The sequence below is a fragment of the Shewanella sp. YQ_9 genome, assembly GCF_043103185.1.
Lineage (GTDB): Bacteria > Pseudomonadota > Gammaproteobacteria > Enterobacterales > Shewanellaceae > Shewanella > Shewanella algae.
Map to the genome: position 1 here is coordinate 14,104 of NZ_JBICJO010000033.1, position 20,772 is coordinate 34,875.

The window sequence follows — 20,772 nt, forward strand, 5'->3', positions numbered from 1 at the left end:
GCCGTGGGCACCGTTTTTTATTGCCATTGCCTATACCGGCTTTAGCCTCTGCCGTTTTCAATCTTGGGCATCAGGCCGAAACCGGCCATACGGGCACCATCTTGCTGCCGTGCTCGGCGACAATCGTCATTATCCCCAGCTGCAACTCCTCGGCGACTTCCTGATAAACCGGTAAACTGGTGGTGCCGACATAGGCCAGTACATTCAACTCGAGCCCGGCGTTGCCAAAACCCTTGAAAGTGACCCGCATCGGTGATTCGTCCACCTTCTCATGCTGCTTTAGCAAGGCTTTGATATCATTGATTATCGCCTGCAGCTGTTTGGCATCTGTGCTGTAATCGAGACGTATCTCTGTCTTGAAACGGATTTTCTCCCGCTCTGAAATATTCTCTATCTCCATTTCGGCCAACTTGGCGTTGGGCATATGAATGACAGAACGATCCAGAGTTCTGATGCGGGTACAGCGTAGCCCTATCTCCTCCACTGTGCCGCGAACGCCGCCGAAATTACCGATATTGCCAACCTTGATAGGCGCGGCTGAATAGAGGGTGATGGTGCCAATCAGGTTTTCTATCGACTGTTTCGAGGCCAAAGCGATTGCCAGTCCCCCGATACCCATCCCGGCCAGTATGGTGCCGGCATTAAAACCCAGATGCTCAAGCCATAATAAGGTCGCCAAGCTCAGCAGGGCCACCCGCAGAAAATTTCCAAGAGGTCGCAACAAGGAGGCCGCCTGTTTGTTGCCCTTGGCTATCCAGCGCACCCTAAGGCTGCTCTGTGCCAGCCCCACCAGAGCCCATATCAACCAAACTGTGGCCAGAATAAAGAAAAAGCCTGTGTTGACTATCTCCTGCATCGCAGCGCTCAAGGTACTGTTGGCAAGCATGGCTCTATCGAGTGCCACAGCGGCAAAGAATCTCAGAGGGCCACGAATAAAGGCGCCCAATTCAGCCTTAAGCGGGTGTGATGAACGTGAAAGCGGCCATTGCAGCAACCAGGTCACAGGTACCACGAATAAGAACGCCAGCGCCAGATAGGCCAGCATCATGGCCCATTCCCACAGATTCAGGGTAAACAGCCGTCCTTCAGGAATGTGTTCAATAAACCACTCCACCACAGGGCCATAGCCCAAGGCCTGGTAAAGTTTTGGGAGCTTGGCAACCGTGGCATTGGAAACCTTCCACAGACTGCCGTATTCAGAGCTAGGCACCCGCTGCAACAGGAGCTGATAGGCCTTTTTTTCGGCTTCCAAACGGGCAAATCCCTCCCGATAGGCGGGCAGCTTGTCGTCGGTTTTGCCCTCCGGGGTATCATCCAGCTCTTGCGGGTTGAGCCAGAGATTACGCTCGATAATCGCCAGCAACTGCCTGGCATAGAGCGGCCCCTGCTCCGCTGTCATGCCGGCGGGAAGAAAGCGCAGATCCAGATACTCGGCCGCGGTTTGGTAATCCCCGTCTCTGGCGTATTGCGTAAAGCCCTGCAGGGCGCCTCTGGGGGTATCCCTGAACAAGGGGTCGCGATACTCATAAGCCGCTGCAGCACTTTGCTCGCTTGGCGTTTCCGGTGCAGGTTCGGCCGCCGGACATAACCCAGGCCAGAGCAACAGAATAAATAATCCTATGCCAATCAACACTCTATTCATTAACGCGCTCCTTGCCACTATAAGATAAGGTACCAATCCATCCGGTGTAAGCACTTCAAGCTGTGTTCAAGCCAGAGTACGCCAGGGAGCTATTGGCACCTTTAGCAAAAAAGAGTAGCAGAAACATGTAGTTCCGGATATATCGGCTCAGTATTTATACTGCTTGACTTATAGCCAACTGTCGATATAATTGCCGACGATATTAAGGTACCCTCAGCTCGTCCCATCTCGCTCCAGGCCGCTTAAGTAAATTCGTTCAGTTAACAATTCCTGAGTTTAATTGAAATGTCACACAGCTGTGGTGAACTCTGTGCTGCGGCGATGGTCTGATGTTCTACTGACACCCGGAGTGTCTGTATGCACTTCAGTCTGTCGGGGGCTTGATAAAGGCTGACAAACTGGGTACATTCAATAGTCAACCAACGCATCTTTCGCAATAAATGCTAAGGATTTTCTATAGTTAAGATTGTATACGCCAATATCGGCGCTAACAGAAAATAAGGAGTGTGGCCTATGTCATACAAAGTAAACGGACATGAAATCACAGTAAATTTCCCTGTAGATTCAATTTCCATCAACAAAAACTCAATCGCCTTTACCGACAGCAAAGGCAAGAAGAAGCAAACCTTCTCAAAGCGTACAGAAACCCTCAAGTTTATGAAGTGGTTGCTGAGCGCCAATAAGTAAGACTGTCGAAATACCCACTCGATACCCCTATCCTCTCACTGTATCGAATGCTCAGGCAGATTGGACTGTTATCCAGCAGCAATCGGGTAGAACATCACATTTGGTCAAGGCCTTTTCCCGTGATCCCGGGAAGCTGCCTGACCAAATGGCGATAAACAGTAAATCAAGCGCCAGATCATTCTCCAACCCTTCCACTTGAATTAAGCTGATGTTTAACAAACTTACCTGTCGGTGTTGCCTTGAATCAATCCATCACAGCCACTAAAAGCAGAGCGACTAAACCCGGCTCCATTAAACCGAATACCACGGAAGCGATGCGCTCATTGCTTAGCGAGATCCGGCGCTGTATTCCACTGGACTTGCCGGAAGCCAGCCTATGCGGCGGGAAATGCCTGGGTTGCTCCAAGAAAATGCTGGAGATGTTGGACACTGAGGTATGCTTTTGGGAGTCCCGTCTCGATGACGAGGTGCCTGGGCTTGCCGATCTCAAATCCTTGCAGTGCTTGGCTGAGCGCACTCATAAAATCCTCAAGCGCAACCAGCTGGTCTGAATCAGCCGTATTTACGCCTGTATCTGGGAAGCATGGACTCATTGCCAAGGAGCCCCCCCTGATGCAGATACAATACCTGGCTGTGGCCCTCACGTCGCAAGAAGTCGAGCAACACTTGCCAGCCGAGTGGATCATACAAGAGCTCAAAGCGGATACCGCTTTGCTCCAGTTCTTGCCAAAGTTGGTAAAACTCGGGGTAACACTTGCCAAAATGATACTTGCGTTCGGGTGTAACAATAGTTGGATGCAATGCCTCATCGGGCGATAACTCAAGCAACTGGGTCTTGAGGTAACTGTCTCCCCCGACCACGGCGCAGGTCAGCACTTCAATATCAGCCTGTTGCTCACAAAAATACTTCTGTAGAAACAGTGCCGTTGTACCTGTCCCCGATGGCAAAAACAGCTTGAGGTTATGGGTAGCCTGTTGCTGCTGCCACTGTAAAATCTCGGCGCCCAACTGAGCCACGCCGTATTCGGCATAACTACAGCGGCCCCCTTCGGGAACAAACAGGCTGTGCTCGCACTCAGGCACAATATGCTGCCTGACAAAGTCCTCCAGGGTCATGCCGGTCATCAACTCGGCCTTGGGTGTATTCTTTACAGCAATCACCCGTGCGCCCAATTCCAACGCGGCGCGATAGTTACCCAGGGGTTGCTGCTGCAACCATTCCGGCAGGTGATCCACATAAAAGTCCAGCTGCCAACCTTTGAGTTCGGCCAGCGCCGCCATAGAGTAGAGTGAGTTGGCCTGGGCCGAGCCATAACCTATCAGGCGCTTGATACCGGGAAAGTCGTGGTCGAGGAAATAACGGAACTTGCGCGCCTTATTACCACTGAAACTGGGATGAAGCAGATCATCGCGCTTGATAAACAGCTGATGACCTCGAAACTCAAAGGCTTGAACTGGGGTTTTATCCAGTTTGAAATCGGCTAAAGACATGGCACTGGCGATATATTTCAAGGCTAAGGTGTGCAAGGGATGGCTATTGTATGTGTTTGCCGCCAAGGAGGACAGGATTCAGGCCACAAATCCTCACAGGCACCAGTTGGCTTTATGCCGACTAAGTGATGGCTTGGAGGCTAATCCATTGCGGCTCCACTCTGTGATGATTATCGCTACTTATTGGTATAAATCACCAACCGCCGCCATCCGCCTAGGCTCAGAAATAGCAATATCCAATATTATTCAACAGGTTATAATTATGGCATGCTTCTGGCTAATAATCGAAATATCCCAAGCTTTACAGCAAAACTGTGTGGCTGAACCGCCATTTAAAGGAGCACTCAATGGCTATTTTACGTCTTATTTTTAATATTGCCTGGTTTATTCTTGGCGGCTTTGTCATGGGACTGGCCTGGTGGTTTGTCGGCTTACTCTGTTTTATCAGTATCATAGGTATCCCATTCGGCCGCGCCTGCTTTGTCATAGGTGAACTGGCATTCTGGCCCTTCGGTCAGGAACATATCAGCCGCGACAGGCTCTCTGGCCGCGAAGACTTGGGCACCGGCGCCCTGGGTATGGTCGGCAACATTATCTGGTTCCTGCTGTTCGGGATTTGGCTGGCGATAGGCCACCTGACCCACGCCCTGGCCTGCTTTGTCACCATCATAGGCATACCTTTTGGCATTCAGCATCTGAAACTGGCCTTGCTCTCTTTAACGCCCATAGGCAAGACAGTGGTCGCCTCTAATTAATCACAAAGCCCAGGTCGGATATCTGCTTCGATTTCGACCTGGGCTCCGGCTTTACCCAAACAAGTCTAAGGCGTTTGTCGACTCAAACGCTGCACCAACTCCAGCAATAACTCAGGCCTATCCAGCGCCACATCATGCCCACAGCGGCAAAAAGGAATCGGCTTTTGCCGATATTTGGCTGCCAGGCGAACGCTGCACTTGGGCGAAACCAGGCGATCATCACAGCCATAAACAATGGTTGCCGGCACCCACAGCTTAGCCGGGGAGCGAAAGCGGGCCGAGGCAACAATTTGTCGCAGGCCATTGGCGAGTGTGGTTTTGGCCTCAAGCGCCAGTTGGCTCCAGAAACGGCACAGAGACTTGTCTTTGGCATGAGCAAGGCTGGTAAGCGCAAGAATCGTCGCCTCGCGCCATTGAATGCCCTCGCCTTTGACTCTAGCGCACAAGGCTCGTAGCAGAGCTTGCAGCCGAAATCTCTGATACCAAGGCGAAAGATCGGCGGCGCTGCTGTTGAGCAATAACAGCCCCTCAAGCTGAAATCCCTTTTGGCGGCCGGCTTCAGTGTCATTTATCCCGGCAAGTGTCATGGCCACCATGGCGCCCATGGAGATAGCCAATATTCGGCATTTACCCACCTTGCGCCGTAACATTTCATCTGCAACAAAGTCGGCATAATCCTGAATATCCCAGGGACTGGTATCCGCCACCCTATCGCCATTTCCCGGCAGATCGATGAGCTCCACCCTAAACCCCGCCGCCAGCAGATTATCGGCAAAGGCCTGCCAATGACGTTTATCGCGCATCAAGCCGCGGATCATCACCCAGGTTTGCTGCTCAGTCATGACTTGGTTTCTCCGCCGCTTGTGGATACCAAAAGTTTCGTGCCTGATAATCCAGGTGATGCCGATGAAGTTCAGGCAGTTGCTCCAGTACCTGAGCATACCCCACATCGAGCAAGAACTGCATTAGGGTAAAGTGGCGCCGTAAAATACGCTGCAGCCTGTGCTGCTTTTGAGGGTTGAAATAACCGGAGAAACGCAGCAATTGCCTGGGGTTCTTTTTGACCCAGGCCCAGGAGCCCATTTCCAGCGTTAAGGGCAGGAAAGGCACTTGGGGGTTACAACTGACCAAATAATCCCAAATATCACCGTGGGTGCGATAGAAGCGGCTTTGGGGCGCAATATGATAGTGACAATGATGGGGTAGCTCATTTCGAACAACTGCTTTAGATGATACACCTCCCCCAGGCGGGCAAAAGGTGTGTCCTTACAGGCAAAGGGAAACCAGATATGGTCCACCAGGCCAAAACCTGAGTGGGCATCGAGCACAATCAAGCTACTGCCGCGGGCCATAAGTTCATTACTGTAGTCAATAATCGCCCGGGTCTCGGTTTCCAGCTGATTGCTGCGGCCCCGATACCAGGGAAGATATCGGGAAAGCCGTTGACCGCCGACCATAAAGGTCACTGAGCCGCGGGCATCTATGGGAGCATTGCGCATCAAATCGACCCCATTGCCATTGGCGCGGGTTCCTCTGATAAGGCCGATGGGATTCAATACAGGTACAAACGCCAGCCGTATCTGGGTTAACATCAACTGCAGATGCTTATCCCAGCTGCAGCGGGTCAACAGGCTGCCAAGAAGCGCCAGTATCACCTGGCTGCCGATACGTTCAACCCCGTGAACACCGCCGACGAACAGCACTGTGGGCACCCTGGCGTTTGGGTTCCCCAGTTCCAGCGCCCGCACATCGAGCGACTTACCGGCAAAGCCGACTTGGGCCAAAGACCTGGCGTTCAAGTGTTGCTGGTATTTATGCTCCAGTTCGGCAAGCAGTTCAAGCTCATAGGCACTTTCTGTCACAGACCCGTCCATCTGGGGTAAAGTGCTCAATTTAACCGCTTTGGATGACAACTCAATGATACTTTAAGTGTTGCTCCAATATGCTCTTGGCATCAATTCGGGCCAATCCCTGGTCGAAAATATCCCGCCAACGTTGCCCCTCTTCGGAATTTCGAAAAGCCACCAGCAAGCCCTTGCTGGCCAGCAATTGCCGATTCAGTTTAAGCTTGCCTTCCAACTCCTCCATCCCCTTTTGCCGCAGCAGGTAACGATAAACATTGGCGTCGATCACCACGGCATCAATTCTGGCGGCCGCCAATTTGCGAAGGTTTTGTTCATCGGAATTGGCCAGCTCAAAGGGTTGCCGGCCTGAGTCCATGGCCCGGTCCAAGCTCTCGGTATTAACATAGCCCTTTACCACTCCGAGCTTGTAACGCTGCAAGTCCTGCAACTGTTGCCAGCTCACTGGCCGCTGGGATTGCTCCACCAGTGCCAATTGACTGAAGCCAAAGGGCTTTGAAAATATAAACTTATCGCTTTGGTGATAATACTCTGGAAAGTAACCAAGATAGGGTGAACCAGGCATGTCTGCCAATTTAACCGCCCGGCTCCAAGGGTAGAAATTGACTTTGAGGTCATGGCCCATGGCAGCGAGTGCTGCCTTGACCACGGCAACACAAGCCCCCTGTTGTTCCAGCATCTGACCAGTGTAGGGTGGCCAATTAAGCGAGCTCAGTTGCAGAGTGTCGGCGCGAGCCACAGGGCTGCCACTATAAAGTAACAACAGGAGGACGAACAGCGCGGGCCGGCCGAAAAAGGTGATTGAGGTTCTTGCCATAGTATCACTCCGTTTGCCAAGGCCAATCCCATAAGCATTCAGGAAGTTAACAGAGTATAGCTTGTCGATGTCAGTCAGCCACAGGCCCTAATAAGCGCTGCCAGGAAGATAAAAGTATCGTCCTCAGCACACTTTTACCCAAAGCGTGATGCAGGATGAAAATGTGAGAAAAGTCGATTCAGACAAGATAGCTAAAGCAAGAGGTAAAAACCGCGGCAATCATCACAAAAAATCCATCTAAATCAACGATGGAGCCAATCGATATTAACAGCTGTCAAAGCCTCTATCCCATCACTATGATAGACAAATAACCACACACAAAGTAAGCCTATTAGAGGTGATAGCAATGAGATATCAAGCACTGGTCATGGCTGTAACGGCAGCCCTCGGGATGACTGCGGCTCAGGCGGCTGAGCCTATCGAAATTATCAAGCCGGTGAAAATCACCGAGCCGGAAAAGGTCGAACTCGGAAAAATGCTTTACTTCGAACCCAGATTATCAAAATCCGGGTTTATCTCCTGTAACTCATGTCACAACCTTTCCATGGGAGGGGTCGACGCCCTGCCAACCTCGATCGGTCATGCCTGGCAAGAAGGTCCTATCAACTCGCCTACCGTATTGAACGCCGATTATATGTTGGCACAGTTCTGGGATGGCCGCGCCAAAGATCTCAAGGAACAGGCCGCAGGTCCTATAGCCAACCCTAAAGAGATGGGCTTTACTCATGAGCTGGCGTCCGAAACCGTTGCCTCCATGCCGGCTTACCGTGCCCGCTTCAAGCAGGTTTACGGCTCTGAAGAGGTCAATATCGACAGGATCACAGATGCAATTGCCGCCTTTGAAAAGACGCTGGTGACCCCCAACAGCGCCTTTGACAAATATTTGGAAGGCGACAAAAAGGCCATCAGCGCCGAAGCCAAAGCGGGTTATCAGCTGTTCAAGGACAAAGGCTGTGTCGCTTGCCACAATGGCCCGGCGGTCGGTGGCACCATGTATATGAAGATGGGACTCATCAAACCTTTCCACACGGATAACCCTGCCGAAGGCCGCAAGGGAGTCACAGGCAAGGAAGCTGACAAGATGGTGTTCAAGGTGCCGACTCTGCGTAACATTGAACTCACCTACCCCTACTTCCATGACGGCAGCGTCTGGAACCTGGAAGAGGCGGTCAACACCATGTCGGATATCCAGCTGGGCCAGAAGTTGACCGAAAAAGAAACTCAGGAGATGGTAGCCTTCCTCAAGTCGCTGACCGGGGAACAGCCCAAGGTTGAACTGCCGATTCTGCCGCCATCCAATAAAGATACCCCAAGGCCGGTTCCTTTCGGCAAGTAATTCATAACCATAAAGAAGCGCCGCATTGCGGCGCTTCTCTTTTACTGTTGCGGTTTAAATGACTCAGCCATTGATATCCCGGTGCAGCTCTTCATACATCAGCTCACGCATGCGGAACTTTTGAATTTTACCGGTAACTGTCATCGGATACTGCTCAACAAACTTGATGTAACGTGGCACTTTGAAATAAGCCACCTTTTCGGTCAGGAAGTGACGGATTTCATCTTCAGTGACAGTACTGCCGGGGCGCATCTTGATCCAGGCACACACCTCTTCACCGTATTTTTCACTCTGTACCCCGAATACCGCGGCATCCTGAATATCCTGATGAGTGTAGAGTTTCTCTTCAATCTCCCGCGGATAGATGTTCTCACCGCCCCGGATAATCATGTCTTTGATGCGGCCAACTATCTGCACATAACCTTCGCTGTCCATCACCCCGAGATCGCCAGAGTGCAGCCAACCATCCTTGTCTATGGTGGCTTGGGTTTTGGCCGGATCGTTCCAGTACCCCAGCATCACACAGTAACCTCGGCTGCACACCTCACCCGGCTGACCTACAGGCACTATTTCACCGAACTCATCGATAATCTTCACCTCGGTATGGGGTAGAGCCCGGCCCACGGTAGTAACCTGCTTCTCCAACGAGGACTCGACCTCTGTCATGTTATTGATCGGGCTGCATTCGGTTTGGCCATAACCGATTACGACTTCCGTCATATGCATCAGCTTATGCACCCGTTTCATCACTTCCTCGGGACAGGTGGCTCCGGCCATCACTCCGGTTCGCAAGCTGCTGAGGTCATAATCCTGGAAGTTGGCCAACTCCAATTCGGCAATAAACATGGTCGGCACCCCGTGAAGTCCGGTGCAGCGCTCCTGCTCAACCACCTTGAGGGTAATAGCAGGATCAAAGGCATCGGATGGGAATACGGCCGTGGCGCCTTTGGCCAGACACACCAGATTTCCCAGCACCATGCCGAAGCAGTGGTACAGAGGCACGGGAATACAAAGCTTGTCGTCCGGGCCAAAGCCCATGGCGTCGGCCACCAGCATGCCGTTGTTGAGAATATTGTGGTGGGTCAGCGTGGCGCCTTTGGGGTTCCCCGTGGTGCCTGAGGTGAATTGAATATTGATGGCATCATGGGGCGATAAACGCTCACCTATGCCTTTGAGATCGGCATATTCCGCCTCAGAGCCCATGGCACATACATCAGGGAAATTCAGCATGCCCGGCGTCTTGTCACTGCCGGTGCGAATAACGCAGCGCAGTTCCGGCAGACGGCTGGACATCAGTTTGCCGGGCTCGGCATCACTCAGTTCCGGCGCCAGCTCATTCAGCATCGCCAGGTAATCGCTGGACTTGAACTTGTCGTGGGTGATAAGTGCCTTGCAGCCCACATTGGTGAGTGCATATTCCAGCTCTTCCGGGCGATAAGCCGGGTTGATGCACACCATGATGGCGCCAATTCTGGCGGTGGCAAACTGAGTCAGACACCACTCGATATTATTGGGCGACCAGATCCCGACCCGATCCCCGGGGCCGATACCCAGTGCCAGCAGGCCTGTGGCCAGCTTATCTATCTCTTCAAGATAGCGCGCATAACTCCAGCGCAGTTGCTGATGATGCATCACCACGGCAGTGTTGTCCGGATAACGGTTGCAGATATCCTGCAGATACTGGCCTATGGTCTTGTCTATCAAGGGAGTATTACTGTGCCCCAGATAACGGCTCTGGGACAGAGGTAAATCATTGGGTTGCTTGCTTGTCTTGTTGGCAGACATCTAAGCCTCCGTGCGTTGTTTTATCGTTATAGGAAGAGTCTGTCACCCTGAGCCGGCGGCCCTCCCCTCACAGTGTGAAACCATATTGGCAGCATCTGAAAAGCATCAAAAACAGCTGCAATGATTGGCTTTCACTGCGGCCTGAGCGCAGGGTTCATAACGACTCTAACGAATGGCGCATTGGAATAACAAGCAAGGAAACCGGCTTTTAGACTAAAGAATAATGGCTCAAAAACCATCAGGGCTCTCAAAGGAGCCCTGAATAAAAAGCCTGTCGATGACGGGATCATGGCAGCAAAATGGACAATATAAGATCAGCCCCCGGATATTCTCAGGCCGCCTTTTGCAGTTGCTGCATTCTTTCCAGTAAGGCCAACATGACCCCCTGGCGGCGCATGTTCTGCAGGACACCCGGGCTGAAACGCTCAAGTCGCACCATGGCACTGAGCAGCAAGCGGCATTCATACAAGGAAGCATCGGCGATATATTCAGGCCTGTCGACCATATGGCTGTTTTGGTACCAATCATCCCAACTGAACTCGTTGAGCAGCATGCCTTGGCGCTTCATTTCAGCAACAAATTTGTGGACTGTCGCGGGATTGTAATCCTGTTCCCCGCGGGCAAAATCATGGCGATAGGTTTGATAATCAGCAGTTGAAGCTGTCAGGCTAAGTGTGGCCATAGGCGACTCCTAATCTTTTACATCGATTATCACAATAATGCATAATCTACCAATCTAATGAGGTCAGTCTGCCCTTGCCTTGCTGAATAAGTGCTTAACAGGCTGGTAAGCTTTTCTGGTAAAAACACTCAAGGAGTGCCAGCATGAAGTACTGGTTGATGAAATCCGAACCCGATGAATTCAGTATCGGCGATCTACAGCGGGTCAAGGTGGAACCCTGGTGCGGGATCCGCAATTATCAGGCTCGAAACTTTATTCGCGATGAACTGCAAATCGGCGACGCCATTTTGTTCTATCATTCCAGTTGCAAAACGCCGGGCGTGGTGGGCACTGCCAGAGTCGTCGGAGAGGCCAAAGCCGATACCACGGCCTGGGATCCAGAGTCACCCTACTTTGATCCCAAGTCGAGCCCAGAGTCACCGCGTTGGTTTCAGTTGGATATCGGCTTTGAACGTCAGTTTGCCAGAACAGTTAGCCTCAAAGAGGTCAAGGCAGACTCGCAGCTCGAACATATGTATCTGGTACAAAAAGGGGCCAGGCTGAGCGTGCAACCGGTCACAGAGCAGGAATGGCAACGTATTCTTCTACTCGCAGGAGAGAAACTATGACAAACAAACTATCCAAAGCCTTGGTAGCAATCAGTCTGGGTGCCCTGCTGGCCAGTCCGGCCGTTTTGGCCAAGCAGGATAAAGACCACAAAGATTTGCCCCCTGGACTGCAAAAGAAAGCCGCCCGGGGTGAACCTTTGCCTCCGGGTTGGCAGAAGCGCTATCACAGGGGCGATATTCTTGATAATGATATCTATGCCCGCGGCCGAGTGGTTGTGCCGCTGGGCAATGATGGCCTGATAACGGTCGACATTGAAGGCACACTGTTCAAGCTGCACGACAAGACCCGCAGGATCATTGAGATCCTGGAACATTGAGATCCTGGAACATTGATACCGTTATCAAAAGCCCTAAGTTCAAAAGCAAAAAGCCATGGTAGAAACCATGGCTTTTTTGTTTGTCGGCAAAATAGGTTAAGCGCTTGACTGCCTTTCTTCGCTGCTATCTTTACTGCTATCTCTGCTGATAGTTTCGCAAATAGCGCTTTAGCGCCCATCCAGCATACGGCCAATTCCACCAAGCACTGAGCCCTCTCCCCTGTCACTGCCACCGGCGGAAGGCGCATGGGCAATGATCCTGTCGGCCATACGGGAAAACGGCAGGCTCTGCAGCCACACTATGCCATGCCCTGAAAGTGTCGCCAAAAATAAACCTTCACCACCAAACACCATGGACTTGAGAGAGCCGGCCCTCTCTATGTCGTAATCGATGCCGTTGGTAAAGCCCACCAGACAGCCGGTATCCACTCTCAGGGTTTCGCCCTTAAGCTCTTTACGGATCAAGGTGCCACCTGCGTGAATAAAGGCCATGCCATCACCCTTGAGGCTCTGCAAAATAAAGCCTTCACCGCCGAAGAAACCGGTTCCCAGGCGCTTATTGAACCTCATGGTCACCTGGGTACCCAGGGCCGCGGCCAGAAAACTGTCTTTCTGCAAAATGAGTTCACCGCCGACCTCATCGAGATCGATTGCCAGGATGGTGCCGGGATAAGGTGCGGCGAACGACACCCGACGTTTGCCCTGGCCCTGATTGCTGAAATGGGTCATAAACAGGCTTTCACCTGTCAGCATACGTTTACCGGCCCCCATCAACTTGCCAAAGAATCCTGAATCCGGCTCTGAGCCATCGCCCATGCGCGCTTCAAAACTGATCCCTTCCTCCATGTAAGTCATGGCGCCGGCCTCGGCGATCACGGTTTCACCGGGATCCAGCTCCACCTCAACCAGCTGCATGCTCTCGCCCTTGATCTCATAATCCACTTCATGGCTGTTCTTGCTCATTAAAACTCCCCCTCAATGGTTTAGGGTCTGAATGACCTGGCACTCAGTCTATGACATAAAATGTCAAAACAGCAAGTGAGGAGACGGATGTGATTTGAGTAAAAAGTAACAGAATGCTTCAACCCAGACCGCTGGCATTATCCCCCTTAAAGCGCTCAAACTCCTCCAGAATCAGCTCAGTAAACAGCCTTCCTGCGCGGCCAAGAGGCCGCTCCAGCGTCGACACCAACTGAGGAATAAAACGAAAACGGCTGCCGCCGACAAAGTCCAGCTCACTTAAATCACCACAAGCCAACTCTTCGGTTATCAGGAAGTCCGGCATCCAGCCAAAACCCAGGCCCTTGAGCAAGGCGTTCTTTTTCATGATGAAACCGGAGAGATAAAAGACCTTGTCGCCGCCGAACTGCAGCTCATCGCGCTGGCTCTTGACCGGTGATGAGTCTTCGATGGTGAGCTCCACATGTTGCTGCAATTCTGACAGGGTAATGCAGCGGCGCGAAGTCAAGGGGTGGTCTTTACCTGCCACCAACACGCTGGTGATAGCAGGCAGGGGCTTGGGGTGGTAACTGGGGCCACTGCGATAGTCTTTCACCAACATAAGATCGGCGCTGTCGCGCTCAAACCTGTGTTGTACCCCACCGAGAAACTCCATATTGAGCTGGATTTTGGTCGGTATCTTATGCTCTGTCATGCGCTTGAGGGCGGTCATGATAGGCTCCATCGGCAAGGCGCCGTCTATCACCAGCTCCAATCTGGGCTCCCAGCCCTCACTGAAACGGCTGGCCAGATGCTCTATATTGCCAAGATGCGCCAGCAAACGTTGTCCCTCGGCCAGAATAACCCGCCCTTCGTGAGTCAGCTCGGCCCGGTATTGATTACGGTCAAGCAGATTAACGCCAAGATATTGTTCCAGTTTCTTTATCTGATAACTCACCGCCGACTGCGCCTTGTGCAGACGCTCTGCCGCCTTGGCAAAACTGCCCTCTTCCACCACCACCTTAAGCACATTGAAGGCGTCGATATCGATACGCAAGGTTTACACTCCCGTAAATCCAACAAGACAATCAAATTTTTAGATTGAGCATGCCGAATAATTATTCTTTTTTTTGTACAAGCGCGCAACTAAATTGAAAGATAGATCACAAAAACGGCTCATTTGCGCTGCCAGCGACCGGCAATTCCGGCAGAAAAGAGTGCAAAGAGAACAAGAATAACAACAGTGGCCGCCGAAGGTTCCCAAAGAAGGTTAACAGCAAGCGCCACCAAGGAAGAGTCAGATGCCATTTTATGTAAAACAGGGGCAGGTTCCCAACAAGCGCCATATCGCATTTGAGAAGCCATCCGGTGAACTCTACCGTGAAGAGCTGTTTTCAACCCATGGCTTTTCCAATATCTATTCCAACAAGTACCACCACAATATGCCTACCAAGGCGTTAACCGTTGAGCCTTTTGAGCTTAGCCATGGTGAAGTGTGGCAGGACTCCCTGGTACAGAACTATAAGCTGGACAGCAAACAGGCCGACAGGCAGGGGCATTTCTTCTGTGCCCGCAACAAGATTTTCTTCAATCAGGATCTGGCGATTTATACTGCCAGAGTCACCGAGGATACCGAGTTGTTTTACCGTAATGCCTACGCCGACGAGGTGGTATTTATCCACGAGGGTGAAGGCGAGCTCTTAAGTGAATACGGTAAGCTCAAGGTGCAAAAGTGGGACTATCTGGTGATCCCCCGCGGCACCACCTATCAGTTGAAATTCAAGGACTACAGTAACGTGCGCCTGTTGGTGATCGAATCCTTCTCCATGGTGGAGATCCCCAAACACTTTCGTAATGACTATGGCCAGTTGCTGGAGTCGGCGCCCTATTGCGAGCGGGATATCCGGGTACCCGAACTGACAGAGGCCAGGGTCGAGCAAGGGGAGTTCCCACTGGTCAGCAAGTTTGGCGACAAATATCAACTGACTCAGCTGGAATGGCATCCTTTTGATCTGGTGGGTTGGGACGGTTTTGTCTACCCCTGGGCCTTCAACATCACAGAGTACGCGCCCAAGGTAGGCAAGATTCACCTGCCCCCCTCGGATCATCTGGTGTTTACCGCCCACAACTTTGTTATCTGCAACTTTGTTCCCAGACCTTACGACTTCCATCCCAAGGCGATCCCCGCACCTTACTACCACAACAATATCGACAGTGACGAGGTGCTCTACTATGTGGATGGCGACTTTATGAGCCGCACCGGCATAGATGCCGGTTACCTGACACTGCATCAAAAAGGCGTGCCTCATGGGCCGCAGCCCGGGCGCACCGAAGCCTCCATCGGCAAGAAAGACACCTATGAATACGCCGTTATGGTGGATACCTTTGCCCCGCTGCAATTAACCACCCATGTGCAAAGCTGCATGAGTACTGATTACAACCGCTCCTGGCTCGAACGCTGAGCCCGGACCCGAATATCCAGCAAGGCCATCAGAGAATGGCCGCAAGCAACATCATTGAAGAGGACATAGAAATGGCAAGCGAAAAGAATCCACTGGGACTGCTCGGTATCGAATTTACCGAGTTTGCAACCCCGGACAGTGATTTCATGCACCAGGTCTTTATCGACTTTGGTTTCTCCATGCTGAAAAAAGCCAAGGACAGGGAGATTTTCTATTACAAGCAGAACGACATTAACTTTCTGCTCAACAAGGAGCGTCAAGGCTTCAGCGCCGAATTTGCCAAGCGCCATGGCCCGGCCATCTGCTCCATGGGGTGGCGGGTAGAAGATGCCAATTATGCCCTGCAACTGGCGGTATCCCGCGGCGCCCGTCCGGCAGATCAGGCCCACACTGATCTGCCCTACCCGGCAATCTATGGTATAGGCGACAGCCTGATTTACTTCATCGACCGTTTCGGCGAGCAGGACAATATCTACAAGACAGACTTTGTCGACCTGCCTGCCCCTGTGATAGTCCCTGAAAAAGGCTTTATGGAAGTGGATCACCTGACCAACAATGTCCACAAGGGTACTATGGAACAATGGTCTGATTTCTATAAGGATATCTTCGGATTCACCGAAGTGCGTTACTTCGATATCAGCGGCGTACAAACCGCCTTGGTCTCCTATGCCCTGCGCTCTCCCGATGGCAGCTTCTGTATCCCCATCAATGAGGGCAAGGGTGACGACAAAAACCAGATTGATGAGTACCTGCGCGAATATAACGGCCCGGGCGTGCAGCATCTGGCGTTCCGCACCCGGGATATCGTCGCCTCGCTCGATGCCATGGAAGGAACCTCAATCGAGACCCTGGACATCATCCCTGAATACTACGACACCATCTTCGACAAGGTGCCGCAAGTGACGGAAAACCGCGACAAGATAAAGCATCATCAAATTCTGGTGGACGGGGATGACAGTGGCTATCTGCTGCAGATCTTCACCAAAAACCTGTTCGGCCCCATCTTTATCGAGATTATTCAGCGCAAGAACAACCTCGGCTTTGGCGAGGGTAACTTCAAGGCGTTGTTCGAATCCATCGAGCGCGATCAAATGAAGCGTGGCGTGCTGTAACCGATAGCGAAATCACCTGTTTGAGACCGATCTGATGATCGGTCTCTTGTTTTCCGCCTTAGTATATTGAGCGCTGCAATTTTTTACTTTGTCACCCGGTAGGATTTCATTAGACTGATCTCCCTTTTTGAGAGACAGCTGTACCCAAAATGCAAGACTACGCCCTGCTCGCCGCTTTTATTCCAACCTTTTTCTTTGTTTCCGTTACCCCGGGAATGTGCATGACCCTGGCCATGACACTGGGGATGAGCATTGGGGTGCGCCGCACTCTGTGGATGATGCTGGGTGAACTCGTGGGGGTCGCCCTGGTGGCTTTGGCGGCCGTGCTGGGCGTGGCCACGGTTATGTTGAAACATCCGATGATCTTCCAGGGGCTCAAATATCTTGGCGGTGCCTATCTTATCTGGCTAGGCGTCAATATGTGGCGGGCCAAGGGCAAGATGGCCAATCTGGACCAACCCAGAAGTATCAAGCGCACAGCGTTGATCTCCCAAGGCTTTGTCACCGCTATTGCCAATCCCAAGGGCTGGGCCTTTATGATTTCCTTGCTGCCTCCCTTTATTAATCTGCAGCAACCTATGGCACCGCAACTGACGGCACTCATCGGCATTATCATGTGTACCGAACTCATCTGCATGCTGGCCTATGCCAATGGCGGCAAGAGCCTGAGGCTGTTTTTGAGCCGTGGCAACAATGTCCGCCTGCTCAACCGGATAGCCGGCAGTCTGATGCTGGGGGTCGGTGTCTGGCTGGCGCTGGGTTAATCGCCCTTTTTGTAGGGTAAGGCCTGCTGCAACTTCGCTTGATATAAGCGGTTGTTGCCGGCCTCTGTTTGACAGAAATCGGCTATCGCCTCCCGAAAGTCCGGATGCGCTATGCCATGCAGCGAATAGGTGGTGACACACTCAAAACCGCGGATAAGCTTGTGCTCCCCCTGGGCACCGGCGTTGAAGCAACTGAGGCCATTCTCGATACAGTAGTCTATCCCCTGCCAGTAACAGGCCTCGAAATGCAGCGCCGGGATCTCCTCAAGTGCACCCCAATAGCGGCCATAAAGCGTATCTTTCCCCTGCAGATAAAGCGCGCATGCCAGCGCCTGTTGCGGCGTTTCACCCAAGCGGTGCACCAGGAGCAAACGCACCTCAGCCGCCATCAACTTACCGAGTTGCTTGAAAAAGTCGGGCTGAAGATATCCCCCATGGCCGGAGCGTTTCAGGTAGGTTTGCCGATAGCAGCGATAGAAAAGCTGCCAGTGCCAATCTTGCAGTTCATCGCCCCTGAGCCAGACAAACTGCAAGTCAGCCAAGGCGCGGCGCTCTTTGAGAATATTCTTGCGCCGTTTCGAGTTGAGCCGCGCCAAAAAATCATCAAACTGGCTGTAACCCCGGTTAAACCAATGAAACTGCGTGCCTTCCCGCACCAAGGTCTGGGGCAAATGCCGCAATGACTCGAGTTGCCCCTTGCTGACAAACAGCCAATGCCAGGAGGAGTAGCTTTCGAGCAGTTGCCAAAACAGTTTCCCCAGCGCCTGCAGGATATCAGTGGCCGCCGCCCTGGCCTCGGGCGCTATCCCGAGTCTTGGGCCGCTGACAGGCGTAAAGGGAATGGCGCAGACCAGCTTGGGATAATAGGCTTCACCGTGGCGCTGATAGGCATCGGCCCAGGCCCAGTCGAACACATATTCGCCCCAGGAGTGATCCTTGAGATAGAGAGGCATCACAGCCAAACGCCTGTCGTTGCAAAACAGCTGTAAATGCATGGGTTGCCAGCCGGCTGCGGCGCAAACACTGCCACTTTGTTCCAGCGCCTTCAAAAAAGCATGTCGGCAAAAAGGGTTGTCCGGCTCTGTTTTTCCATCTTCAGCCAGACACAGATCCCACTCGGCGGCGGGGATCTCATTAATGCCGGCGGCAAAACGCCACTGCCAGTGCTTATTGTCCAAATTTATTCCATATGCCGAGGCAAACTTGCAATCAAGGATAATTGGCGGCACATTGCATAGCAACTTAAGCAAAAGCAGTATAAGGAAATATAGTGCGTCTGATAAAACCGCTGATCTTCGCCGTCGCTCTGGCTCTGCCTGCAGCCTCCACCCTGAGTTACAGCCCACAAGCTACCGCCAACGAATCCTCGATTTACAGTGAAATGGCCACAGCCCAGCCCGTTTGGGCCAAGCATGGCATGGTTTCCAGCCAGGAGGCACTGGCTTCCCGTATCGGGGTGGATATTCTCAAGCAAGGCGGCAACGCAGTAGATGCAGCAGTGGCCGTGGGTTATGCCCTGGCAGTGACTTTGCCCAGGGCCGGCAATATAGGTGGCGGCGGTTTCATGCTGGTACACCTGGCGAAGGAAAACAAGACCATAGCCATAGACTATCGGGAGATGGCGCCTTCCAAGGCCCACAGGGATATCTTCCTCGATGACAAGGGCAATGCGGTCAATAAACTCAGCCGCGAGCACGGCCTGGCGGTAGGCGTTCCCGGCACTGTAATGGGCATGGAGCTGGCCCTGTCCAAGTATGGCACCATGAAACGGGAACAAGTGATAGCCCCGGCGATCAAACTGGCGCGGGAAGGGATCAGCGTTACTTCAGATCTGGCCAACTCCCTCGATGGGGTTAAGCGCCGCATCTCCCAATGGCCAAGCTCTGCCGCCATCTTCTACAAGGCAGATGGCAGCAGCTTTGTACCGGGCGAAATCATCAAGCAGCCTGAATTGGCTCACTCACTGGAGCTGATTGCCAAACAGGGCAGCAAAGGATTTTACCAAGGGGAAACCGCCGAGAAACTGGTGAGTGCCATTCAGGCCGCCGGCGGCATCATGACCCTTGAGGATCTCAACAACTATCAAGCCATAGAGCGCCAGCCGGTGCGCGGACGCTATCGAGGCTATGAGGTGGTTTCCATGCCGCCGCCATCATCGGGTGGCATCCATATCATAGAGATCCTCAACATTCTCGAGCAGTACCCCATCCATGATCTGGGCCACAACACCGCCGCCACTTTGCATCTTATGGCCGAGGCCATGAGACGGGCCTATGCCGATCGCAGCGAGTATCTCGGCGATCCGGATTTCTATCCTGTGCCGGTTAAAGCCCTGTTGAGCCCGGATTATGCCAAAACATTGGCCAAGAGCATCGACAGCAAGCACGCCACCCCTTCAAGCCAGGTCAAACCCGGCAAGCTGGCCCCCTATGAAAGTGACCAGACAACTCACTACTCGGTCGTGGATAAATGGGGCAATGCGGTATCCAACACCTATACCCTCAACTTCAGTTATGGCTCTGGGCTGGTGGCCGATGGTACAGGGATTTTGCTGAACAATGAGATGGATGATTTCTCAGCCAAACCCGGCACCCCCAACGGTTATGGTCTGGTGGGCGGTGAAGCCAACTCGGTACAAGGCAACAAGCGGCCACTGAGCTCCATGAGCCCGACCATGATAATGAAAGACGGCCAGCCGTTTCTGGTTACAGGCAGCCCGGGTGGCGCCAGGATCATTACCACAGTGCTGCAGATCATCATGAATGTGATTGACCACGACCTGAATATCGCCGAAGCCAGCTTTGCGCCACGGATGCATCACCAGTGGCTGCCGGATGAAATTCGGGTTGAGCGCAGCCTCAATGGTGACACCATAGCGCTGCTGGAAGCCATGGGCCACCAGGTCAAGGTCAAAAGTTCCATGGGCAGCACCCAGAGCATTATGGTGACCGAAGAAGGTAAATTTGGTGCATCTGACCCGCGCCGCGCCGGCAGTGAGGCGGCGGGCTACTGAGCCCTGCCACCTAAACCCAAGCCACTGAAAAAGCTCCTGAGACAGGTTTCCTAAACAAAGTAGTAAGGCGACGGGCATTAAATTCGGCTTAACTCTCATTTAAAACAGTTCCATTTAGAACAGCTCCGCAGATGCCACTCTTGCGGAGCTGTTTTTTACACTGAACCAAGGTTCACTTTTAACAAACCGGCGGCTTAACCTCCGCGCATTGGCGTGGGCTAAATATGCGCTAATTCAATCCAGAGCTTTCATTTCTGCTACCCGAGACGCAATTAACAAGCCGTCAATAACCCTCTTATTTATAAGCATTTATCAATCCATTCAGGCGGCACAATTCCTTGCTTCTGACAAGTAAAAACTCAGATAGCGGCACTTTTGGCGATTATGACGCCAATATGTGTTCAAAATTAAACCATAGCTCAAAATTCAACCTATCACACTGTTTTTAATCAGGAATTTTATGTGAAGCCAATCAATTTATCTTTTATTTATCAAAGTTA

General features: G+C 52.3%; 20 protein-coding genes and 1 pseudogene. 11 read left to right on the forward strand and 10 right to left on the reverse strand.

The features are described 5' to 3' along the window. Positions 1–70: 70 nt before the first annotated feature. Entirely contained in the window at positions 71–1,642 is a 1,572-nt protein-coding gene (locus ACF8D4_RS09485; RefSeq protein WP_392468621.1) for a mechanosensitive ion channel family protein, read from the reverse strand. 513 nt (positions 1,643–2,155) lie between these two features. Between ACF8D4_RS09485 and ACF8D4_RS09490 the strand changes: the two genes are divergently transcribed. Together ACF8D4_RS09490 and ACF8D4_RS09495 are read left to right on the forward strand one after the other, a co-directional pair. Continuing rightward, positions 2,156–2,329 (forward strand): hypothetical protein, encoded by a 174-nt coding sequence (locus ACF8D4_RS09490; RefSeq protein ID WP_093983382.1) that lies wholly within the window; start codon positions 2,156–2,158, stop codon positions 2,327–2,329. A 314-nt stretch (positions 2,330–2,643) separates the two neighbouring features. Beyond that, on the forward strand, positions 2,644–2,880 hold the full coding sequence (locus tag ACF8D4_RS09495; RefSeq protein WP_101059926.1) for a hypothetical protein: 237 nt from the start codon (positions 2,644–2,646) through the stop codon (positions 2,878–2,880). A 1-nt stretch (position 2,881) separates the two neighbouring features. On the opposite strand, the gene ACF8D4_RS09500 is transcribed toward ACF8D4_RS09495, so the two are convergent. Further along, a complete protein-coding gene (locus ACF8D4_RS09500; protein WP_107110640.1) occupies positions 2,882–3,820 on the reverse strand; it encodes a 1-aminocyclopropane-1-carboxylate deaminase/D-cysteine desulfhydrase in 939 nt (312 codons plus the stop codon). On the opposite strand from ACF8D4_RS09500, the gene ACF8D4_RS09505 reads away from it, so the two are divergent. Next, positions 3,819–4,193 (forward strand): hypothetical protein, encoded by a 375-nt coding sequence (locus ACF8D4_RS09505; RefSeq protein WP_208129326.1) that lies wholly within the window; start codon positions 3,819–3,821, stop codon positions 4,191–4,193. The two genes, ACF8D4_RS09500 and ACF8D4_RS09505, sit on opposite strands and share 2 nt — an antisense overlap. Next, the gene (locus ACF8D4_RS09510) at positions 4,168–4,575 is read left to right on the forward strand and encodes a YccF domain-containing protein (RefSeq protein WP_345870206.1); all 408 of its coding nucleotides are present in this window, start codon (positions 4,168–4,170) and stop codon (positions 4,573–4,575) included. The genes ACF8D4_RS09505 and ACF8D4_RS09510 overlap by 26 nt, the downstream gene beginning before the upstream one ends. 65 nt (positions 4,576–4,640) lie before the next feature. On the opposite strand, the gene ACF8D4_RS09515 is transcribed toward ACF8D4_RS09510, so the two are convergent. The 3 genes and pseudogenes from ACF8D4_RS09515 to ACF8D4_RS09525 form a co-directional block, all read right to left on the reverse strand. Next, on the reverse strand, positions 4,641–5,417 hold the full coding sequence (locus ACF8D4_RS09515) for an alpha/beta fold hydrolase (protein WP_164489451.1): 777 nt from the start codon (positions 5,415–5,417) through the stop codon (positions 4,641–4,643). Next, positions 5,410–6,437 (reverse strand): annotated as a pseudogene (locus ACF8D4_RS09520) (DUF2817 domain-containing protein). Before ACF8D4_RS09520 ends, ACF8D4_RS09515 begins: the two are co-directional and overlap by 8 nt. Positions 6,438–6,489: 52 nt before the next feature. Next, on the reverse strand, positions 6,490–7,254 hold the full coding sequence (locus tag ACF8D4_RS09525; protein WP_082050208.1) for an ABC transporter substrate-binding protein: 765 nt from the start codon (positions 7,252–7,254) through the stop codon (positions 6,490–6,492). A 346-nt stretch (positions 7,255–7,600) separates the two neighbouring features. On the opposite strand from ACF8D4_RS09525, the gene ACF8D4_RS09530 reads away from it, so the two are divergent. Then, on the forward strand, positions 7,601–8,590 hold the full coding sequence (locus ACF8D4_RS09530) for a cytochrome-c peroxidase (protein WP_025887187.1): 990 nt from the start codon (positions 7,601–7,603) through the stop codon (positions 8,588–8,590). Positions 8,591–8,653: 63 nt separating this feature from the next. Here ACF8D4_RS09530 and ACF8D4_RS09535 read toward each other — a convergent pair whose 3' ends face one another. Continuing rightward, complete coding sequence (locus tag ACF8D4_RS09535) at positions 8,654–10,375, reverse strand: AMP-binding protein (RefSeq protein WP_054745196.1); 1,722 nt, start codon at positions 10,373–10,375, stop codon at positions 8,654–8,656. Positions 10,376–10,706: 331 nt separating this feature from the next. Beyond that, entirely contained in the window at positions 10,707–11,057 is a 351-nt protein-coding gene (locus tag ACF8D4_RS09540) for a DUF6508 domain-containing protein (protein WP_025011120.1), read from the reverse strand. Positions 11,058–11,200: 143 nt separating this feature from the next. Between ACF8D4_RS09540 and ACF8D4_RS09545 the strand changes: the two genes are divergently transcribed. Both ACF8D4_RS09545 and ACF8D4_RS09550 read left to right on the forward strand, forming a co-directional pair. After that, on the forward strand, positions 11,201–11,665 hold the full coding sequence (locus ACF8D4_RS09545; protein WP_025011121.1) for an EVE domain-containing protein: 465 nt from the start codon (positions 11,201–11,203) through the stop codon (positions 11,663–11,665). Further along, positions 11,662–11,982, forward strand: a complete 321-nt coding sequence (locus ACF8D4_RS09550) for a hypothetical protein (protein WP_028780804.1) — start codon at positions 11,662–11,664, stop codon at positions 11,980–11,982. Before ACF8D4_RS09545 ends, ACF8D4_RS09550 begins: the two co-directional genes overlap by 4 nt. 168 nt (positions 11,983–12,150) lie before the next feature. On the opposite strand, the gene ACF8D4_RS09555 is transcribed toward ACF8D4_RS09550, so the two are convergent. Then, positions 12,151–12,945 carry a TIGR00266 family protein gene (locus tag ACF8D4_RS09555; RefSeq protein ID WP_025011123.1) on the reverse strand — a complete coding sequence of 265 codons (795 nt, stop codon included), beginning with the start codon at positions 12,943–12,945 and terminating at the stop codon, positions 12,151–12,153. Positions 12,946–13,063: 118 nt separating this feature from the next. Continuing rightward, positions 13,064–13,978: a LysR family transcriptional regulator gene (locus tag ACF8D4_RS09560; protein ID WP_392468626.1), complete on the reverse strand. Its 915-nt coding sequence runs from the start codon at positions 13,976–13,978 to the stop codon at positions 13,064–13,066. Positions 13,979–14,222: 244 nt separating this feature from the next. On the opposite strand from ACF8D4_RS09560, the gene ACF8D4_RS09565 reads away from it, so the two are divergent. The 3 genes from ACF8D4_RS09565 to ACF8D4_RS09575 all read left to right on the forward strand — a co-directional run bounded on the left by ACF8D4_RS09565 (position 14,223) and on the right by ACF8D4_RS09575 (position 17,259). Next, on the forward strand, positions 14,223–15,383 hold the full coding sequence (locus tag ACF8D4_RS09565) for a homogentisate 1,2-dioxygenase (RefSeq protein ID WP_208135883.1): 1,161 nt from the start codon (positions 14,223–14,225) through the stop codon (positions 15,381–15,383). A gap of 71 nt (positions 15,384–15,454) precedes the next feature. Beyond that, on the forward strand, positions 15,455–16,495 hold the full coding sequence (hppD, locus tag ACF8D4_RS09570) for a 4-hydroxyphenylpyruvate dioxygenase (RefSeq protein ID WP_028780802.1): 1,041 nt from the start codon (positions 15,455–15,457) through the stop codon (positions 16,493–16,495). A 149-nt stretch (positions 16,496–16,644) separates the two neighbouring features. Further along, a complete protein-coding gene (locus tag ACF8D4_RS09575) occupies positions 16,645–17,259 on the forward strand; it encodes a LysE family translocator (protein ID WP_044734709.1) in 615 nt (204 codons plus the stop codon). Here the strand turns inward: ACF8D4_RS09575 and ACF8D4_RS09580 are convergent. Beyond that, the gene (locus tag ACF8D4_RS09580) at positions 17,256–18,437 is read right to left on the reverse strand and encodes a GNAT family N-acetyltransferase (RefSeq protein WP_392468628.1); all 1,182 of its coding nucleotides are present in this window, start codon (positions 18,435–18,437) and stop codon (positions 17,256–17,258) included. The two genes, ACF8D4_RS09575 and ACF8D4_RS09580, sit on opposite strands and share 4 nt — an antisense overlap. A gap of 92 nt (positions 18,438–18,529) precedes the next feature. Between ACF8D4_RS09580 and ggt the strand changes: the two genes are divergently transcribed. Continuing rightward, positions 18,530–20,272: a gamma-glutamyltransferase gene (gene ggt / locus ACF8D4_RS09585; protein ID WP_186299510.1), complete on the forward strand. Its 1,743-nt coding sequence runs from the start codon at positions 18,530–18,532 to the stop codon at positions 20,270–20,272. The last annotated feature ends 500 nt before the right edge of the window (positions 20,273–20,772 follow it).

What these genes read in the sequence shown, in the direction of transcription:
- ACF8D4_RS09505 (WP_208129326.1), top strand. Translation starts at nt 3,819, where the DNA reads ATGGCACTGGCGATATATTTCAAGGCTAAGGTGTGCAAGGGATGGCTA.
- ACF8D4_RS09535 (WP_054745196.1), bottom strand. Translation starts at nt 10,375, where the DNA reads ATGTCTGCCAACAAGACAAGCAAGCAACCCAATGATTTACCTCTGTCC.
- ACF8D4_RS09495 (WP_101059926.1), top strand. Translation starts at nt 2,644, where the DNA reads ATGCGCTCATTGCTTAGCGAGATCCGGCGCTGTATTCCACTGGACTTG.
- ACF8D4_RS09565 (WP_208135883.1), top strand. Translation starts at nt 14,223, where the DNA reads ATGCCATTTTATGTAAAACAGGGGCAGGTTCCCAACAAGCGCCATATC.
- ACF8D4_RS09500 (WP_107110640.1), bottom strand. Translation starts at nt 3,820, where the DNA reads ATGTCTTTAGCCGATTTCAAACTGGATAAAACCCCAGTTCAAGCCTTT.
- ACF8D4_RS09525 (WP_082050208.1), bottom strand. Translation starts at nt 7,254, where the DNA reads ATGGCAAGAACCTCAATCACCTTTTTCGGCCGGCCCGCGCTGTTCGTC.
- hppD (WP_028780802.1), top strand. Translation starts at nt 15,455, where the DNA reads ATGGCAAGCGAAAAGAATCCACTGGGACTGCTCGGTATCGAATTTACC.
- ACF8D4_RS09530 (WP_025887187.1), top strand. Translation starts at nt 7,601, where the DNA reads ATGAGATATCAAGCACTGGTCATGGCTGTAACGGCAGCCCTCGGGATG.
- ACF8D4_RS09510 (WP_345870206.1), top strand. Translation starts at nt 4,168, where the DNA reads ATGGCTATTTTACGTCTTATTTTTAATATTGCCTGGTTTATTCTTGGC.
- ACF8D4_RS09550 (WP_028780804.1), top strand. Translation starts at nt 11,662, where the DNA reads ATGACAAACAAACTATCCAAAGCCTTGGTAGCAATCAGTCTGGGTGCC.
- ACF8D4_RS09515 (WP_164489451.1), bottom strand. Translation starts at nt 5,417, where the DNA reads ATGACTGAGCAGCAAACCTGGGTGATGATCCGCGGCTTGATGCGCGAT.
- ACF8D4_RS09545 (WP_025011121.1), top strand. Translation starts at nt 11,201, where the DNA reads ATGAAGTACTGGTTGATGAAATCCGAACCCGATGAATTCAGTATCGGC.
- ACF8D4_RS09490 (WP_093983382.1), top strand. Translation starts at nt 2,156, where the DNA reads ATGTCATACAAAGTAAACGGACATGAAATCACAGTAAATTTCCCTGTA.
- ACF8D4_RS09540 (WP_025011120.1), bottom strand. Translation starts at nt 11,057, where the DNA reads ATGGCCACACTTAGCCTGACAGCTTCAACTGCTGATTATCAAACCTAT.
- ACF8D4_RS09575 (WP_044734709.1), top strand. Translation starts at nt 16,645, where the DNA reads ATGCAAGACTACGCCCTGCTCGCCGCTTTTATTCCAACCTTTTTCTTT.
- ACF8D4_RS09555 (WP_025011123.1), bottom strand. Translation starts at nt 12,945, where the DNA reads ATGAGCAAGAACAGCCATGAAGTGGATTATGAGATCAAGGGCGAGAGC.
- ACF8D4_RS09485 (WP_392468621.1), bottom strand. Translation starts at nt 1,642, where the DNA reads ATGAATAGAGTGTTGATTGGCATAGGATTATTTATTCTGTTGCTCTGG.